This window comes from Streptomyces sp. SM1 (assembly GCF_002910825.1).
Classification (GTDB): Bacteria; Actinomycetota; Actinomycetes; order Streptomycetales; family Streptomycetaceae; genus Streptomyces; species Streptomyces okerensis.
Map to the genome: position 1 here is coordinate 76,715 of NZ_NEUB01000768.1, position 17,999 is coordinate 94,713.

The following is a 17,999-nucleotide window of genomic DNA, read 5'->3' on the forward strand; positions in this document are numbered from 1 at the left end:
TGCCATTAGTCCTCAACTCACCGTTTCACTCGAATACCAGGGCAACTCTATCAATGAGACGAGTCGAAAGGGAGTCTTGGTTATCCGGAATAGCGGGTCTCGCCACTCGCCGGGACGCCGGAGAGATTCGAGACCTTGCCCTGGGCGTCGACCGTGACGAAGAGCAGCGCGCGCCGGTGCGCCGTGACACTGGCTTTGCTCGCTTTGTTCTGGGACACCGCGTCGGAGGTGACCTCGACGTCGGCCAGGACGGCGTAGGTGTAGACGCCCGCCTTGACGTCGACGACCTCGATGTCCGGATCCGCGCCGAGGGCCGAGTTCAGGCCGACCGTGTCGATGTAGTAGTAACGCCGCCCCTGGGAGTCCTCGTTGAACCTCGACGAAGGCATGAACGACTTCAGGAACGTCTCGTTCTCGGTGAGGCCGAACCGGCTCATCAGGCTCTCGCGCGCCGCCTCGTAGCTCTGTCCCGAGTCCCACGTGAAGGCCATCGAGAGCAGCAACTTGATGCGCCCGCCGTCGGTGCTCAGCCGGTTCTGACTGACCCCCAGGGCCGTCATAACGTCCGCGTTCACCTGCTCGGCGTTCTTCTTCTGGATGCCTGCTAGATGTCCCTCGACGTCGTTGATCTGGGCTTCCTGCTCAGCCAGGGCCGCGTGCTGGCTGCCCCAGGTCACACCGGCGGCCGTCGCGACGACCGTGAGGACCGCTGCCGTCACCAGGACCGAGAGATTGCGCCGGAAGAACCCCCGCCGCGTGGGTACTGCCGTCTGCTCCGTCATCGCTTCCCACCCTTCTTCTGTGCGCCCGAGCCGCTGAGTTCAGGGACTCCGGACCCGGTCGGCTGCTTGATCGCGGGGTTCTCGTACTGAGCACCGGTGGCCGTCACCACGAGCGCCAGGTCGCTGAAGGCCCTCGTTGAGCCGTTGCGCACGTAGCGCGCGCTCGCCCAGGCGAGCACCTCACCGCTCTTCGTGTCCCGGCACAGCCAGACGACCTTTGCCTGGTTCGTCGCGCCCGAGCCGTCCTTCACGCTCAGATCGGGCATCACCGTTTCGACCTTCCATGCGTACGTGCTCGGGGCAGCCGCGTTCTGGCCGTCGTAGCGGATGTACCAGGCGTGGCGCGGATCGATCTCGGTGGTCGCATCGAACGGCGTCAGCGACGAGGTGCTGTACGCCTCCTTGTCACTGACCAGGAAGGAGTCCTTGCTGAACAGCGGTGCCATGTCTCGGCGGTGCTTGATGATCTCCAGCGTGGCCTTGTTCGGGGACCCGTTGTCCGGGCTGGGCTGGATGCCGGCTTGGTGGTACAACGTGGTGAAAGTCTGCTCCCCGGACGCGACCTTCTTCGCATCAGCGGCTGCCGCCTCGGTGAGCTTGGACAACTGCGCGCCGGCGTCCGCCTTTACGGGCGTGGACTGGGCATTGTCCAGCTGCCCCTTGAGCTGGACAATCTGGGCGTCGTTGTCCGCCGTGCTCGCCTTGAAGCTCTCGCCGAGCACGCCCGTGGCGACGACCAGGGCGAGGATCCCCACGCCCATCACCGCGGTCACGCTGCGCCGGATCAAACGTGTGTTGTCCTCAGGGGTGCGCACCTGGACCTTCTCGCGCTGGCGCATCGTCCAGCCCGCGAAGCGCTCCTCGAGCTCGGCTCCGGTGACCTTCTTGCGCGTCTTCGGTGCCGCGGGCTTCTCCTCGGGTATCGACCCGGTCTCCTGATCGGGGTCCGAGCTCTCGGACTCGTCATGGGCTGTCGTCACGGAACACACTCCTCACTCCACGTTGCCCTCATAAACGACTCAAGTCTATCTCGAAAGACATTCGGAATAGACCCTGAATCTATTCGATAAGGGCTCCGAAAAGTGAAGCCGGCACGCAGGGCCTGCACCGGACATGAAGAAGCCGGTGCCCAGATCGCCCGGCACCGGCTTCTCACTCCCAGATCAGATGCAGCGCATCAGACCGTCTTGATCTTGCCGGAGGGGAGCATCGAATCCGACATGTCCACGAACTTCCAGCCCTCGGCCGCCATCCGCGCCGCGCTGTCGACACGGATTCGGCCCATGAAGGCGCAGTAGCCGGCCTCGCCGAGGATGACCTTGTCGCCCTGGACGCCGAGCACCACGAGGGTGTGGCCGGCAGGACCGGAGCCCGGGCCGGAACCCACCGAATACGCCGTCGGAGTCGAAGACAACTGCTTGCCGGTCTCCCCCGCGATCGTGTACGCCGTCTCCTTGCCGTCACCCGCCGGGTAGGTCTGGAACGTCGTGTACTTGTTCACGAAGTAGGTCGAGAACGAGACGCAGTTCTCAGCGTGATTGCTCCCGCACGAGCCAGGACCACCCTGGTCGCCGTAGCGGTCGTCGAGGAACTTGTCACCCTCCTTGTTGAAGAGGTCGACGAGGGCCTGAGCCTCTTCCTGGGTCATCCCGCCGTCCTTCAGCGAGACGGAACTGCCGCCGTTGGAGGTGCAGTTGCCCAGGATCGTGTTGATGCCGTTGACGATGTTCTCGATGATCCCGCCGACGATGTCCTTGACGTCGCCCACGATCGAGCTGTCGACCGACCAGCCGCTCATCTTGCCGAACCACATCTCGGCGTTGTCGCCTCGTGCGGTGAGCCCGGCCGCGCCGTCAGTGGAGCGCTCCCAGTTCTCGTGGAAGTGCAGCGCCGCCGTACGCGGCGAGCCCTGCGACGTCTTGAGCATGTCCTTGAAGACCGTGACATCGCCGGGGTTGTCACCATCGGCCATGAAGGCCAGCTGGGCCTTGATCGTGAACCAGTCGACGCCCTTGCTCTTCGCGTACTGGCGCAGCAACGTGTTGCGGCCGAACGTCCACTGCCCGAGACCGATGCCGTTGTCCGTGTTCTGTGCGGCGCTGGCCTTCTCGGCGGTCATGGCATACGTCCCCGAGGGGAAGTTCTGCACGCTCGTCGGGTCGATCCCAGACTCCTGCGACCAGTTGCCGAGGATGCCCGCGATGTTCTCCTTCGGCATCCCCCAGCTGCTGAGTACCGAGTAGATCTCCTTGGCGTTCTTCTCCACGTCCGCCGGGACGGTGGCCCCGGAACCGTTGCCGACGCTACCCGCGTTGACGACGCACGCCGTCCCGTTCGTGTTGATGCTGCCTTCGGTCAGCGCCGTCGAGTTGAGGACGCCGGTCAAGACCGTGCCCAGCAGGGCCACGGTGGCGGTCATCGCGACCGCACCCGACATCGCTGCCGCTACAGGGGCCATCGTCGCCGTGACAGTGACGCCCAGGACCGCGCCGGCCCCCTTGGCTATAAAGCTGCCGATCGCCATGAACGGCGCAGCGATCGCATGACCAACCGCCTTGACAATGCTGACGATGAGCGTCCACAGCAGCTTCCCGGCGTTGACGGCCATCGCCATGGCGGCGAAGAACATGGACTTGAGCCAGTTCAGGAAGGCCATGGCCATGACCACACCCATGGCCGGCGGAACAGCAGCCGCGCCACCGCCGACGGCGACGCCCTTGGCTGCCTTCGAGCCCAGGCCCTCGTCGTCCTTCGGTGCACCGTGCTCGTAGCCCGTGCCGCCGGCACCCAGCATGCGCTGGTCGGCCGGCTTGGCGTCCGGGCTGCCACCGGTGACCTTGGACACGCCCTTGACGGCGTCCTGGGCCCCTTCGACGCCGACGTTCTTCGCTGCGCCAACGGCAGCTCCCGGAAGCCCGCCAGCCTGTGCGCCGGCCACGGCACCGGAGACGGCAGCTCCCGCGTAACGCCCGGCGTTACGGCGGGTCGCGCTGCTGCCGTCTCCCTCGATCGCCTTCTGGGCCGCGCCTCCGGCCATGTTCCCGGCAACGCCGTTCATGCCCTGCTTGATCTTCGACCCAGCATTCGCGGCACCGGCTGCCTTGCCTGCGGTTTCTGCGGTGTTTGACGCGTCCGGCATCTTCGGCGCAGTGTTTGCCGCGCCAGAAGGACCAGAAGAAGCAGCTCCCGGGGCCGGGAGCTGCTTGGGCACGCTGGCCTTGCCCTCGGGAGGCTTCTCGATGCCCTCCTCAGGGCCGAGGCTCTTGGTCCCGCGACCTTGCCGGGGCATCCCCTGACTCACCGACGTGCTCGGCTGGTCCTTCGTCGTCCCCTTCTTGGGACTCCGATTCGGCTTGTCGGTGGCCATGTCGTTTTCCTTTCCGGATCAATGCCAGGCAGCGGGATGCGTCACTTCATCGCTGCACTCAATGGAGCGTGGTGAGGAAGTCCTTGTCGTCGCGAATGGTGCTGTTGGACTGCACGTCCCGCAGACCCACGTCCAGTCGGAGCAGATCGAGCGACAGATCAGACTCGTACTGCGACTTGTTTCGGGAGTAGTCCTGATACGCCTGTGAAAGGTTGTTCATGATGTTCATGAGCGGGCGCATCGTCACGTCAGAGGACTGGTAGTCCTTGGTGAGGCTGGTGCCGTCCGAGAGGATCCACTGCATGTCCGAGATCTGCTGGCTCGTCGGATCCGAGCCCTCGTCACGCTTCTTGGTGAAGAACTGGGCGTAGCTCTGACCGGCCGGCACCAGGGCGTCGAGGTAGCCGTCGTAGACGTTGCCTGCACGCCAGTTGAGGTCGAAGCCGCCGGGGACGACATGCTTGGTCTGCAGCGCCAGCGTCGAGACGCCGTCCTTGGCCGCGGCCGCGGAGACGCCCGTGATCTTGTCGGTGGCAATCGAGACCGGGACGGTCGGCGGACGCAGGAACAGGCCGTCGATCTTCGTCGTCTGGAGGTCGGAGGTATACGACTGAATCTGCGTCAGATTCGTGCGCATCTCGACGAGCTTCTGGTCCAGGGCATCCCTGGCCTCGGCCTCCATCTCCTTGAGCGCGACCTCGTAGTAGGCCTGCGCAGGGTCGAAGGTCAGAGCGTCGAGCGCCGCGATCTTCTGGACCCCGGACGCGCCGGGGTTGAAGAAGACCCGCCACTGGTCGTACTTGGAGAAGGTCTCGTCGCCGGCCAGCTTGCCGCTGCTGTGCGCCTGCTCCGCTCCGGGCGTGGTGAGTTCGGCATTCGCACGGACCGTCAGGTTCAACACCTGACGGTCGAAGGGCCGGTCGGCGTTGAGGAGGACCCCGACGTATCCGGTCGAACCGAAGGCGAAGAAGGAGCCCTTGATCCCGCTGGTGCTGACCGGCTCGCTGTTCAGCGAGGTGTCCGACCCGAGCAGGAACGCCCTGTAGTCCGCGGCGTTGTACGAGATCTGAGCGGTCGGACTGAAGTGCATCATCACGAGCGCCTTGCTGCCGCTCTCGTTGGTGTAGACCCCGTCGACGGTGCCGTCGAGATTCGTCTTCGACGTCTTGAAGTCGCTGGTGTACAGCGCCGTCTGCGACAGCGAGTCACGCCCCGCCTGGTACGCCGAGGCACCCGATGCGCTGATCACGATCGCGCCCGTGACCGCGAAGATGCCGAAGAACACCCCAAACCGCTCGATCGCGTGGTGCGAGTCGAGCTTGAACTTCCTGCTGAAGGCCAGTGCCTTGTCCTTGATCCCCATGTTCTGCTCTCTTTCGTGCCTGCACCGTGCTGCGGGCCCGGATATGGCGAACCGGGCCGGAGAAGGCCTGGCACCTCAACCGACCCGGTTCGCTCGACGCCTCTGTCCCCGGTCGTGTGCACGTCTGTGACGGCCTCTTACTTGGAAGGGCCGCTCAGGAACCCGCTGAACTGATCGGTGGTCTGGACGATCACCGTGCCGCCGCCGAGGTCCGTGATGGTCTGCTGGCCGCCGGAACCGATCGTCGAGATCAGCGACCACCCGCCGGTGCCCAGGGCTCCGCCGACGAGAATGAGGAGCGCGATCGTGCCCCAGCCCTGCTGCTGACCCGCGGACTGCGGGTTGGCCATCAGCTTCTTGATCAGGAGCACACCGCCCCAGACCAGGCCGGCAGCACCGAGCAGCATGAGCAGAAGACCGCCCCAGAGCTGGATCTGGGACTTGGCGTTCTGCAGGAAGCTGGTCAGGTCCCAGGCTGCACTCGGCAGGGAAGCCTGTGTGAGGACGGCTGCCTCGTAGATCTTCGTCATGGATCTTTCCTCTCGCCTTTCGAATCATTCGGTGGCATGACAGTGAGTCACAAGGCAACAAGCGCAGCTCATCCGCCCGGTCGGGCAGTGATAGAAGCCGGGGTGGTCGGTAGACATGCTGTCGGCTCCCCCCGCTGGCTCGTATACGTGCGCATCTGCAGTGACTAATCTACCTCATTCGAATGGCTAGTCACATAGGCCGTGAAAGGGTCTATTGATAAAGACCCAAAAGGGGCTCGGAAGCGAGGTGAATCGGCATCGCGACGCGCGACCGCAGGGTCGCGGCGGAAGCCTGTGGAATCCGCAGCGTGAGATGTGTAATGTGCCGCTCCAGCACTGCTGCGGCGCTGGCCTGCTCGATTTCGAGGCGGGCCACCCTCACACACCCGATCGCGATCTTGACCAGGAAGTGCCAAACCGCCATGAACCCACTGCCCGGCGACCTTTTCGCCCGCCGACTTCGTCAAGAACGCGAACGCCTCGGCATCAGCCAGGCAGAGCTAGCGCGCCGTATGGCCGCCCTGCTCGGCACGAACGTTGACTCCACCGCCATCACACGCATCGAGCAGCAGACCCGCGCGGTCAGGCTCGACGAGGCGGTCACCGCTGCCGAAGCTCTCGGGGTCCCTCTGATCACACTGGTCAGCGACAATTACGCCCGCGAAAACGAAGCCGAGATCCAGAACCAGCTCGCCGAACTCGCCCTTGCCGAGCAGGAATGGGAGAGGCTGCGCCAGAAGATCCACCGGATCACCCAGACCATCCAGCATCTGTCCGCCGAGCGGGAGGCATTCCGCTCTCACGCGCTGGACGTCAAGCCGGAAACCGCCGGCGACTACGAGCTCGACCCTGAGACCCAGGCCGCTCTCGACGCCCGGATGCGTGATGTCCGCAACAAGCCGGCCGGAGAGATCACCGACCCAGGCGCATGACGCTGTTGCGGGCGGCCAGGTTGAATTCCCGGTCGTAGACGCCGTCTCGGGCTTCCTCCACCGGCTGGCCCGCATGATTCCCCCTGTGCTCGCGCCGTTTCGTCTTCCCTGAGTGACGTGCCCTGCTCACAGACGGTGAAAGCCGGATGCTGACGGATCCATCCCGGCCTCTTCTATGCGCCTGTGCAGCATCGCGTGCAGCGCGTCGCCGCTCACACCGGCTTCCTGAATCCGTACGTCCCTCCTGTTGCGGTACGTCGCTCGCAGCAGGGGAGCGGGCGAGGCGAGGTTCGCGCCGCTGATCAGCCTCGCACGGCCGCCGACACCGAAGACATGCGCGTCGAGTTGGTACCTGTGCAGCTGCCGCATGATCGTCCGCCGACGCTTACGGGCGTCTTCCGTCGTAGAGGCCGCCACCAGACCCATCGGTGATCCGGTGCCGCACAGCGCACAGCTCGATGACGTCCGCCTGAAAGGCAGGACGACGATGTCGGGCAGCACATTGTCCCGGTTGGCCTTCGACTCGCCCACGTGCACATAGATGCCCTCGATCGGATGCAGCTCCAGGCTGTTCAGCCGCAGGGCCGCAGTGTCTCGAACGGTGCGGATAGGCTCGTAGGTATGGGAATTGACTGGGAGAACATGCTCGGCACAAGCGGGAACGGCCTCAACGATGCATACGACAGGGCGGTCTCCTTGGTCATCTACAGCGAGAGCCTGGGGGGCGACCATCGGCCACTCCCAGTCGGTGAAGAGTGCGACGACACAGACGGCCTGCGCTGACCTGAGGGCACACACAGAAACTGCCCGGTCCGCTTTGATGGACATTGGAGATCAGAGGCTTCGGGCCCCGGAGTGAACCGGTGGTCAAGCGAGTACACACGGCCGTCGGTCCACACCGTGGTCACCGTGACGACGCCGTTGTCGGTCTTGCCCAACCGGCCCAGCTACTGCCGACCCACATGTGCGGTGGCCGTGCCGTCCCTGCGGTCCCCGGAGTCGTCGATCACGATCACTCCGTCGGCGTGCGGAGCGGTCGCGGTCTGACCGCGCATCAGGTCAAGCCGTCGGCCGTTGACCTGCTCGGTGTCCCAGACGGACTCGGACAGAAAGTACTGCAATCGCTGCGCCGCAGCTGTTCGCGCGCCGACAACCGGCTCCGCTCCGGCCAGACAGGTGATCGTCTTGTTCCGCTCTAGGGTCAAGTAATCCCCGCCGCTGGGCGAGGCTGGCAAAGAGGTCGTCGAACCGGTTCGCGAACTCTTCCAATGGACCTGGCGCGGGCGGACACGAACGGCGGGCAGTCATCTCCAGCACGGCAGTTGACTCGTACCCACCGCTTTGCGGGCGAACCACCCAGCCGTCAACCCACGGCTACCGGCGGGTTTAACGAACTACCGGTAGGACCCGCCCAGTCGGCGGGGTGCTCGTGCGCTACGCCGCCTTGACCATATCGGCCCGGGTGGCTTTCTCCCACTCGACCAGGAGCCGTTGGTACTCCACCGCGCGCCGGGGCGTGTTGGGCTCCTCCATGAGTCGTCGGATCGCCGTGTTGATCCGCGCAGCAGCAGGCTGCAGCCGACCGTGAGGCCTGGAGGGGGAGGGCATCCAGGTGCGGGTGGTATACGGGGAGCTGGGCGATCTTGCGGACGGACGCCTGGAGAAGCTGGGCGCTGGCGAAGCAGACGGGCTCATCCTGGCCGTCGCCGGCCTGGAGCGGCCAGGCGGCCCGCCCACTCGTGGGCGTAGATCATGACCTTCCCGTCCGGGGACGGTTCGCGTTACCGCGCATCGGGACCCACGCGGCCACGCTCATCCTCGAATGCCTGGAACGCAGCGGCGCAGCGAAGGCGAGCCGAGCTGTACATCGAGGCGATGACGGCCCGCGGCTGGTCTTTCCACGACGGCAGCCTGCGCTAGAGCGGATCTTCGTATCAGTGCGCGGGTCTTGAACGGCTTGGGGCGAGCATTCCGTATGATCGATCAAGAGCGGAAACGTTTGGATTGCATGGCAAGACGACCGTTGTGGAGTGCCGAGGGCTCGCACTAGGGTCATCGCTGTCACTCCGGCGACGGGGCAGGTGTGGCAGCACTAGCCTGACCTGAAGACAGGGGCTTGTGCCCGTGACCCGGGCAGCAGTGTCTCAGTTGTGCCTGGTAGGCGGCGTGGTCGTCGTGGATAGTGGCAGCCGCGGCCTGCAGTGCTGGCGCGTTCAGACCATTCCGTGAAAGGTTTCCTACCGGTAGGTAAGTAGGCGGTCGTCTGTGAAGGGCGAGCCTCCTTGAGGCGAGGGCAGAGGTAGCAACATGGCTGTGGCGGCGCGAGGTCCGGCGGAAGCGATCTCCGGAGCGGCGGCGCCTGGCACTCTGTTCCCTCAGGGCGCCGATATTGGCGTGTTGAACATGTTCGGTATCGATGCCGTAGTTGCATACAGCGAAAACGAGGACGAGATCGAGCGACGTGCTCGCGTCGGCACGCAGGAGCTCACCAATCCTCGGGCGCTGGACCTGCTGATGAACCTTCCACTGGGCGAGCCTGTCCCGGTCACTTCGCTGAGCGACACGGAGCAGCGCGTGCTGAGGCGGATGCCTAGGGGAACGGTTACCCGGCATGACAACGTCGTCGTCCGCGAAGCAACCCACCCCATCCGAGTCGATCTTGCCGTCGTCCCGGGTAAGGGCTGGGCCTCCGCTAAGGAAAAAGCCGAATGGTTCACACCTTTCTGCGCGCGGGCTGTCTTGATCGACCGGCCTCTGCGGCGTCGAGATGACGCCGTGATGGAGGCAGAGTTCTACGGCATTGGGCTACTCGTCGCGACCAGCAATGACGTTGAGGTCGTTGTCCCGCCTCGCCCCTTCGTTCGGCGTCGGCACACTGTGGCCGGCTGGAGGTTCGTGGAACAGGCGTATAAGCAGCTCTTGGCTCGGTGAGCCCGCCTCAGGGCGTGATAGGCAGCGTTGCCCAGGCCTCCAGCGGGTCAGGGACTGCAAAGCCCGCCTTCGAATTTGCCGACAGCCCCAGACGCTGGTTTTCCAGGGCGTAGTGCGCGATGGCTGCGGCACACTTGTCGCGCCACCACGCTTTGCGCTCCAGCCCGGGCTTCCTGCTGGTGATCTCGATGACCCAGGCGCTCCAGGTGCTGATGTTGTGGTCTTCCGACTCGCGCCGCGCTTCGCCGCCCGGATCGTTGAATCGGTCCAGGCCTCGACCGTCACAGACGTCGCAGCTGCACGTTGCTGGCGGGTGATTGGCGTACAGGCGGGCCAGTGACTGGGTGCCCTTGAAGCACATCAGGCTCGGCATCAGCACTGACGGATATTGGGGTCCACCGCCGTTGGGGTTGAACAACGCCCGCTCGCCAGGGGGAATGCTGTGCCGACTGGCGCTGTCGGCGCCGATACCGGCAAACAGCCCGCCGTGGGCGAGTACGTCCAGTGCGGCCAGATCGGTCCGCAGGAGGGCGACATCAGGCAGCTCGGCTACGACGCGGCGCAGGTTGGCGGGAACACTCTTGGCCTGCTCCATCGGATCGAACTGCCGGAACAGCGTCAGGGCCTTCGGTTGCGGGATGCGCTTGCAGACGGCGATCAGCTGGCTGAGGAATTCATCGGTGAGCCAGGCGATGTCGATCGGGAGGTTGACGATTGTGTCTGCCCGCTCGATGCGTTCGGCCTGGCGCATGACCGCCTTGAGCGCCCTGGAGGCTCCCGGGAGGATGTATCCAGTCGGTGTGAGAGCGGCGCTGGCACCGCGGGCCTTCTGCAGCTCAAGCGAGGTGTCGACCGTGTCGAACAGCTCGTTGCCATCCAGCAGAAAGGGTTCGTCGGCTGTCGCGGTGTGCGTCTTGTAGGCCGCAGTATCGATCAGCAGGGCGCCTGTGTAGCCGGAGGTTCGGAGCTGGTAGGCGCGTTCACCCGCCTTCTCCCCGCTCATGACGACGCCGCCGAGGTCATCGTCGAGCGGAGTCCGCATCTGCGGTACGAAGCGGGCGTTCTCATGCAGCAGTACACGCCCCTGTAGCAGCGGCGTGGCCGGTACCGACGCATCGAGGACCCGCAGGGCGGGGGTGCGGCCGGGAAACGGCGAGTTTGCCATTGTCACCTACTTGTTGGTGATTCCGGTGGCCGTGTGGTCACCGGGGCGGAGGAAGGACACGAGTAGATCTCGGTGAACTCCTCGAGTTCCAGGCCGGCTAGGTGGGCTGCCTGGGACAGGTCGAGGTTGTGCTGTTGCCTCAGTCGGGTCACGACCTCGGCAAGGTGACGCGGGGTCTCGAGCTCGAATGGAGCGGGTTCGGTGGTTCGGTAGCCCAGGGCGGACATCTCCACCATGAGCGAGCGGTACTGCCACTCGGTGAGGACGCCGAGTGATTTGGCTCGGCGGGCGAGCGCTGCCATCGAAACCCTCCACCGACGCTTCAGTTCCATCAACCGCGCCAAGTCCACGCGCGGCCGAAGTTCGGCCACGATGCTCTCGTGCGGCATGAGGAATTCGGCTGCGAATTCATCGGCTTGCTGTTCCTGCAAGCGTCCGTCCCCAGGCTCAGTGTGCATCACGATGTGCCCGAGTTCGTGCGCCAGGCTGAAACGATAACGGTCCGCAGGGGCAGTCGAGTTGAGCAGGACGAGCGGGCGTTCACCGTGCGGCCACTGGCTCACGGCATCCAGCTCACGAGTTTCGAGATCGCGGATCACGAGCAGAGCGCCGGCGGCTTCGAGCACCTCTACCACATTGGAGACAGGGCCCTGCGGGAGCCCCCACTCCAACCGCAGCGACTCCGCGGCATCAGCCGGCGTATCAAAGTCGTCCACCGCGATGTGCCTGAACGCGTGCTTGTCGTCTTCGTGACCCGCTGCCGTCAGGGCATCCACCTGGAGACGGGTAACTGCCAAGGTCGCGTGCACACGCCGCAGTGCCAGTGCGCCCATGGACGCGCGCTTCCGGTGGTGAACGAGACCGACGCCCATCCCGCCACTGTCAGTGGCGCGGCATAGCATCTGGGGCGTGTACCTGAGAGCTGCGGCGAACAGGGCGAGACGCTCGCCCCTCACTGCCAGGCGACCGGCTTCGGCTCGGCTGACATACCCCTGCGACACCGTGTCGTCGGCCGTACGGCATGTCATTTCCCGTGCTACGTCAGCCTGCGTCCAACCACGCGACTCACGGGCCAGCGTCAACATGGCGGGCTGCGCCACCAAGTCGACAATGTCATCCACGACCACACCCACCTCCCGCGCTCAGGCTCGTCAGCGTGCCACCACCATACAACCCAGCGCAGTATACGCAGAAACATACCTCAAAATATTCCACTCATGACGTGCCCACTTTGCTCTCGGTGCAAAGATCGCCTGACGACACGGCTCCGCCCCTGTGCCCATCAGGTCAGACATCCGATCCGTTGTGGGTCGAGACGTTCACGGGCCTGCGGATGCGGCAGTACGAAGGCTTGTTACGGGTGGTGCGGGAACGGGGCGGCAGCGGTCCTGGCGGCGGCGGGCGGCCGTGGTGTCTGCCGTTGGCAGATCGGGTGCTGCTGGTGGCGGTCTACTACCGCACCAACCTGACCGTGTGACAGCTCGCGCCGCTGTTCGCCGTCTCGCCGGCGACGGTGTGCCGGGTCATCCAGCGGCTGCGGCCCCTCCTCGCCCTTGAGCCCATCTCCCGGCCCGCCGACACTACGGACCGGCTGTGGATCGTGGACGGCACGCTTGTCCCGGTCCGCGACCGGAAGATCGGCGCCTCGAGCCGCAACTACCGGTTCTCGGTAAATGTGCAGGTCATCATCAATGCTGGCACCAGGCTGGTCGTGCCCGCCGCTTGCCTGGCCCGGGCAACCGGGCCGATGCCCAGGTCTGGCGGAACCCCGGTCTTGCCCAGCACTGCGACGGCGTCACGGTGCTGGGCGACGGCGCCTACATCAACACAGGCCTGGTCGCCCCGCACCGAAAACGGCCCGGCCGGCCACTCCTCGCGGGTGAGGAGGAAGACAACGCCGAGCATCGTCGGGTCTGTGCCCGCGTTGAGCATGCCTTCGCCCGGATGAAGAACTGCAAGATCCTGCGTGACTGCCGCCAGCGCAGCGGCGACGGCCTCCACCATGCGGTCCAGGCCGTCGCCCACATGCACAACCTCGCCTTGGCAGCATGATCAGAGCAGCAGAAGGCCCGGCTTGACCTGCCCGAACACGATCGTCAAGTCCGGTAAGTTTTAGGGAAGGTGCTTGCCGCCCGGCATCCCCTCACGGTCCTCACACAGCGCAGCAACAGTGTGCGCACCCGGAGTTGGCGTGCGGCTGCTTACCTGCGACATAGGGGCGAATGTGCCCACTGGCAGTAGCGGGTCTGCGCTGCACGTCCCGGAGTCCGGGATGCGTAACTGCTCTGCGTGGTACGTATTTCACGGGTGGATGGTGCCTGAAGAGAACCAGGTGTGGAGTGTGGGCTCTGCTCCGTCCGGGAGATCGTCGATGAACACCACGGCCAGGCCACGCTGGGCTCGCGAGCAACAGACGTAGAACAGGTTGCGTGACCGTTCGGTACGGTCGGGGTTGTCGGTGCCGGCGAGCATCTTGCTGATGCTGTACCTGTTCCAGGCGCGGTCGTCGACCACCACTACGACGTTCTCGAATTCGTCACCCTTGACGCCGTGCTGGGTTGAGAACGGGGTGAGTTCGTCGATGAAGTGGGTGACGCTGATGACTTCACGGTAGGACACGGTGCGGAGGTTGTTGGAGAAGTCCGCCCGTCGCTGGTTGCGTTCGTCCAGGTCCGTTGCGGATCTCCGGCGTTCCAGATCCTTGAGTTTTCCCGGCTGGGGGAGGAGATGGCCGTCGGCCATCAGATCGAGCACCTCACCGATGGTGCCGGTGCTGCGTACGGCGTCGAGTGCACGGATCGCGTCACTGATGGCGCGTTTGTTGGCGTGACGGGTGATCCGTGTCCGCCCCTCGTCCAGCAGATCGGTCAGCCCGGCGAAGTCGTTGTCGCGGAACGCGGCGCTGATGGCCTCGATGCGGGTGAGGTACTGGATGTACGGCTCGTTGCGTGCCATGAGGTCGTCGGGACCGTAGCGGCCCAGCTTTCGGTACTGCTCCAGGAGGTTGGCGTACTCCAGGGTGCCGGCTATCCCTCGGTGGGTGAGCAGCAGGTATTTGCTGTTCTCCCGTGTCCAGCCGTTGCGGGCGAGTACTGCTTCGGCGGCGGTGAGTCGCGCAGGGCCGGCCGGGATGCTGCTGCTGAGGAACAAGTGGACCTCGCCAGTCTGCTGCTTGCCGACGGCGTCCTGGGTGAGCTCGGGACGCATCCGGTTGAGCAGCTCGACGACCGGAGGCGAGCACCGGTAGTTCTCGTGCTTGGTGATCTCGGTGAGAAGGCCGGGCCGTTTTACCGCTCCGACGCCCGACTCGTAGATCTTCTGCATGGAGTCGCCGAAGAGACCGACCACGCATTTCTCGCGGCCTGCACCGGCCAGGTGGTCCAGCAACAGCTGGATCGTCTTGGGCGAAGTGTCCTGGTACTCGTCGACAAAGATGACCGGGTACTTGCTGGTGATGATGCGTATGAGCTTGGGGTGGGCTGTGACGAGACGGAGCGACAGCGCGATGACGTCGTCGTGGGAGATGCGCCCCTCGTGCAGCCTGCGCCCGCGGTCGGAATACTCGATGACGGGAGGATCGGTGACATCATCAAGGTCTTCCGGTTTGGACAGGTCCTTGTTGTAGTCGAGGATCTGCTGCCAGAGCTCAAACTGGTAGGGCTGGATGACACTCCACAGGAATTCGTGGATGGTGTCGACGTCGACGAGCGGGTCTGCGGCGATGCGTTCGACGATCTTTTTCTTGGCGACGTTGGTGTAGGTGATGCAGGCGATCCGCCGGCCGTGTACCTCCAGATCTGCGCGGTGGTGGGTCAGGAGGTGCTGCAGGGCGCGCACCAGGGTGGTCGTCTTGCCGGCGCCGGCCCCTGCTTCGACGAGGAAGCTGCGCCGGGCCTCCAGCTCCGTGGTGACGGCTTCGAGGGTGTCTAGGCGAGCCACTGCAGTCCTTCGGCGATGTAGCGGGGAACGGCCCAGTCCTCCAGGAGCATGACGTCGAAGGCGAAGTCTGTCTTGTGGTCGCTGAGTTGCTGTGCGATGTCGTAGGCCTTGGCTTCGATGTCGTCGGCGGTGGGGTCGGCCCCGACCTCCTTGACGAAGGCCGCCTTCAGGGCGAGTTGGCGGAAGCCACGTACGAGGGGTTCTGCGTTGGCGATGATGAAGGCGTCCTCGAAGCTCCGCGCGCAGGCTCCCGAATCCTTCTCCGGGATCTGGTAGGCGACGCGGACGTGTCCTTGCTCTTTGTCGGCCGGGTCGGTGGCGAGCAGCTCGGCGATGCTGGAATTTGCGGGCAGCCAGTTCTTGAGCGTCGCATTCGAGGTGACCGTCGGCCCCTGGCCGGGTGGGCAGGCCTTGCGGTGCTTGGGGCACACGGAGTCGATGTCGGTGATGACGAGGGTTTTGACGTTCAGGAAGGCGAGCAGTTCCCGGAAGCGGACGGCGTAGGCGTCGCCGACCTCGATGACCGATACGTACTGGTGCAGAAGACCTTTGGCGCACCGCCGGACCATTTCCGGCAGGATCAGTCGTTCTGCGGTGCCCTCGATCAGGAGCACCTTGTCGGCGAAGAACATGTCACACCGGTGCAAGACCATGTACTGGCGCAGGAAGCGCAGGGTCTCGTCCCCCTGCGGAGTGGCCTTCACGTTGGCCTCGAAGGTCGAGAGATCCTTGACCGTGAGTTGCGGCTCGGAACGGTCGAAGTAGCGCACTGTGTGGAAGCCGCTGCTGGCGACGATGTGGGAGGAGTGCGTGGTGATGACCACCTGCACCTTCCAGCCCGTCTTACGGTCGATGAAGTCCTGGATGTTCTTGATGAACGTCTCCTGCATCTGGGGATGCAGATGGGCTTCGGGCTCCTCGATGAACAGCACCTGCAGCGCCGGCTTGGGTGTCGTGCGCTCGTAGGTCTGGTGAAAGCTGATGACCTGCAGGATCGTAAAGATCAGCTTGCTGTAGCCCAGCCCGTTGTGCCCTTCGGGAAGATGGAAGTCGTCGTCCCCGGACGGGTACTGGATGCGGGTACTGCCGCGCAGGATGCCTGAGGCCTCGATTAGGGAGACGATGCGGGGCTTCTGAACCGGGGTGATGGTGCCCAGCCCGAAGGTGCGCAGGTCCTCGAAGATCGGGTCGAACAGCGTGGCGTAGTTGTCGTCGAGCTGCTGTGAGGCGGACGCCAGAGCGGTCTCGATCTGCTCGATGCTCTGATGACGGTCCTCGTTCCCGCTGTTGACCTTGTAGTAGGCCTCGAACGTCTTCGACAACGTGCGGGCCTTGTCGCTCGGCGTGTCATCCATCTTGGTCTGCGCGTAGATGAACTTGACCGACAGGATGGACTCGGCGGCGCCGCGCTTGATCTCCTTGCGGACGTTTTCGTCCAAGGGGCTGACCGCGCGATAAGCCGGGGTGAAGTAGTCCGAGAAGTTCTTGCGCAGCCACTTGATGCGATCGAACTGCTCCCGCTGGCTGGCCGACCAGAAGTCCTTGAGGAAGTCGTTTGGGCGGGCCACCTCCAGCGCTGCTTCGATCTTGACCTCGAAGCAGGTGTCGTCCAGGTCGAGGATCACACCCGTGAGCGGCGCGAGGTCGTCGTCTTCCGCGTACTCGATGGTGAGGACCAAGCGGATGGCCGGGACGAGGTCGTAGGCCTTGGCCAGCAGGTCCTCGCTCGTCTCGGAGTCTCCACGGCCGGCATGCGCCTGAGCCTCGCCGAAGATCTGCCGCGCCTGTTCGATGTCGGCGATACGGCAGGTGGAGAAGTCCTCCAGGACGAACCTCGTGTCCTCCTCACCAAAGAACTTCTCGAAGAGATTGACGAACGACGTCTTGCCGCTGTTGTTGCGCCCAACGATGAGAGTGGCCTTCGGGTCAACTCGGACGTCCACCCTCTCCAGGGCGCGAAAGTTGATCACTTCGGCATGCGTCAGCTGCATCTCACTCCCGACATCGTCCCCAACCCCGCTCCCGGGACGGCATACGCGTGCGACTACCGAGAGTCAGAGCAGTATCTGATACGGAAGGGGCAGAGTTGCCTACTTGACTTAAAGTGGTCAGAGGTGTGGCGGGTTGGATCTGTTTCGGTCGTTGCTGATCGGTCATCCAGTCGAACCTCACACACCACCAGGATGGTGCTGTCCCCCGTGCTCGCGCCGTCTTCCCTAGCACAGCGCCCCCAGGCGCCAGGCAAGGGGGAAAGATCACGCAGGGGATCGTCCCCCACACGCTGCGGCCCAAATGCGCTGATCGTTGACGGGCTGCGGCCGCCGGATTCGCGGGCGGACCTGACGCACGGCCAGGTGATCGAGGTACTGGTGGCGAAAGAACTGACCGCTCCCGCGCCGCTGTTCCGCGTCAGGGCTGGCCATACTCGTGTGAGGCCGTCAAGGGTCTTGGTGGAGGCCGATGCGTGTCCCGGCTGGTGCATTGACGGGTCTCATCGGTGTCCTGCTCGGGGCTTCGGCGATCAGCGGCGTTGTCGCGTCCGGCCGGTGGCAGCAAAATGTCTCCTCAGGGACACCGCCGGAACTCGAAGATGTCCATGGCGAGACGCCGCTGCGATTTTGGCACCACATCTGACTCGCCGCGAGCTGTGCGAAGACCGCCGCTCAGTATTGATGGCGTTGTGTGACCTTGTACACCGCGAGTCGTGCAGGATCGGCCCGGCCTCAGCGCAGACGATGTCCTCGTCGTCCAGTCATATCCCGGTGTGCCGGCCCTCGGGCCACCATCGGGTGTGGCTCGGCCCACGGCGTCGTGCGCGGTAGCGCGGGACGGCGCAGATCTCATGGGCCGAACGGCGGGCGAGGAGCGCCCGTGAGTCGGTCTGGTGGAGGGGCCTTTCGAGGATGGGCGGCGTGCGGCGGAGCCGGTGCGCGTGCTCAAGATCAGTCAGGAGCTGGGCGAGGTCGCGGAGGCCCTTCACGGCGCGGCGG

Annotated in this window: 15 protein-coding genes and 1 pseudogene; 3 read left to right on the forward strand and 13 right to left on the reverse strand. The window is 64.8% G+C overall.

Annotated elements, in window-relative coordinates; all coding sequences use genetic code 11:
- Positions 1–80: 80 nt before the first annotated feature.
- The 6 genes from B9S61_RS23565 to B9S61_RS23590 form a co-directional block, all read right to left on the reverse strand.
- Positions 81–782, reverse strand: a complete 702-nt coding sequence (locus tag B9S61_RS23565; RefSeq protein ID WP_103544053.1) for a hypothetical protein — start codon at positions 780–782, stop codon at positions 81–83.
- Positions 779–1,762 carry a hypothetical protein gene (locus B9S61_RS23570; protein ID WP_103544054.1) on the reverse strand — a complete coding sequence of 328 codons (984 nt, stop codon included), beginning with the start codon at positions 1,760–1,762 and terminating at the stop codon, positions 779–781. Before B9S61_RS23570 ends, B9S61_RS23565 begins: the two co-directional genes overlap by 4 nt.
- A gap of 197 nt (positions 1,763–1,959) precedes the next feature.
- Positions 1,960–3,840, reverse strand: coding sequence for a phage tail tip lysozyme (locus B9S61_RS23575; RefSeq protein WP_146064933.1), 1,881 nt, complete (start codon positions 3,838–3,840; stop codon positions 1,960–1,962).
- Positions 3,841–4,207: 367 nt separating this feature from the next.
- Entirely contained in the window at positions 4,208–5,512 is a 1,305-nt protein-coding gene (locus B9S61_RS23580) for a hypothetical protein (RefSeq protein WP_006379164.1), read from the reverse strand.
- A 137-nt stretch (positions 5,513–5,649) separates the two neighbouring features.
- Entirely contained in the window at positions 5,650–6,042 is a 393-nt protein-coding gene (locus B9S61_RS23585; RefSeq protein WP_006378607.1) for a hypothetical protein, read from the reverse strand.
- A 211-nt stretch (positions 6,043–6,253) separates the two neighbouring features.
- On the reverse strand, positions 6,254–6,466 hold the full coding sequence (locus B9S61_RS23590) for a hypothetical protein (RefSeq protein WP_103544056.1): 213 nt from the start codon (positions 6,464–6,466) through the stop codon (positions 6,254–6,256).
- On the opposite strand from B9S61_RS23590, the gene B9S61_RS23595 reads away from it, so the two are divergent.
- A complete protein-coding gene (locus B9S61_RS23595) occupies positions 6,465–6,974 on the forward strand; it encodes a helix-turn-helix domain-containing protein (RefSeq protein WP_030214145.1) in 510 nt (169 codons plus the stop codon). The two genes, B9S61_RS23590 and B9S61_RS23595, sit on opposite strands and share 2 nt — an antisense overlap.
- A 126-nt stretch (positions 6,975–7,100) precedes the next feature.
- Here B9S61_RS23595 and B9S61_RS23600 read toward each other — a convergent pair whose 3' ends face one another.
- On the reverse strand, positions 7,101–7,706 hold the full coding sequence (locus B9S61_RS23600; RefSeq protein WP_181007499.1) for a hypothetical protein: 606 nt from the start codon (positions 7,704–7,706) through the stop codon (positions 7,101–7,103).
- Positions 7,707–7,921: 215 nt separating this feature from the next.
- Positions 7,922–8,179 (reverse strand): transposase, encoded by a 258-nt coding sequence (locus tag B9S61_RS42525; RefSeq protein ID WP_234324926.1) that lies wholly within the window; start codon positions 8,177–8,179, stop codon positions 7,922–7,924.
- Positions 8,180–9,377: 1,198 nt separating this feature from the next.
- Here B9S61_RS42525 and B9S61_RS23615 point away from each other — a divergent pair.
- Positions 9,378–9,905, forward strand: a complete 528-nt coding sequence (locus tag B9S61_RS23615; protein WP_258039816.1) for a hypothetical protein — start codon at positions 9,378–9,380, stop codon at positions 9,903–9,905.
- A gap of 7 nt (positions 9,906–9,912) precedes the next feature.
- On the opposite strand, the gene B9S61_RS23620 is transcribed toward B9S61_RS23615, so the two are convergent.
- Positions 9,913–11,070 (reverse strand): hypothetical protein, encoded by a 1,158-nt coding sequence (locus B9S61_RS23620; protein WP_030214154.1) that lies wholly within the window; start codon positions 11,068–11,070, stop codon positions 9,913–9,915.
- 2 nt (positions 11,071–11,072) lie between these two features.
- The gene (locus B9S61_RS23625) at positions 11,073–12,191 is read right to left on the reverse strand and encodes an ImmA/IrrE family metallo-endopeptidase (protein WP_258039817.1); all 1,119 of its coding nucleotides are present in this window, start codon (positions 12,189–12,191) and stop codon (positions 11,073–11,075) included.
- Between the two features lie 212 nt (positions 12,192–12,403).
- On the opposite strand from B9S61_RS23625, the pseudogene B9S61_RS23630 reads away from it, so the two are divergent.
- Positions 12,404–13,122, forward strand: a pseudogene (locus B9S61_RS23630) (transposase family protein).
- Between the two features lie 249 nt (positions 13,123–13,371).
- Here B9S61_RS23630 and B9S61_RS23635 read toward each other — a convergent pair.
- The 3 genes from B9S61_RS23635 to B9S61_RS41675 form a co-directional block, all read right to left on the reverse strand.
- On the reverse strand, positions 13,372–15,009 hold the full coding sequence (locus B9S61_RS23635; RefSeq protein ID WP_103544060.1) for a UvrD-helicase domain-containing protein: 1,638 nt from the start codon (positions 15,007–15,009) through the stop codon (positions 13,372–13,374).
- Positions 14,997–17,000, reverse strand: a complete 2,004-nt coding sequence (locus B9S61_RS23640) for an ATP-dependent endonuclease (RefSeq protein WP_103544061.1) — start codon at positions 16,998–17,000, stop codon at positions 14,997–14,999. The genes B9S61_RS23635 and B9S61_RS23640 overlap by 13 nt, the downstream gene beginning before the upstream one ends.
- A gap of 761 nt (positions 17,001–17,761) precedes the next feature.
- On the reverse strand, positions 17,762–17,999 hold a 238-nt coding region (locus tag B9S61_RS41675), incomplete at its 5' end, for a hypothetical protein (RefSeq protein WP_219819950.1).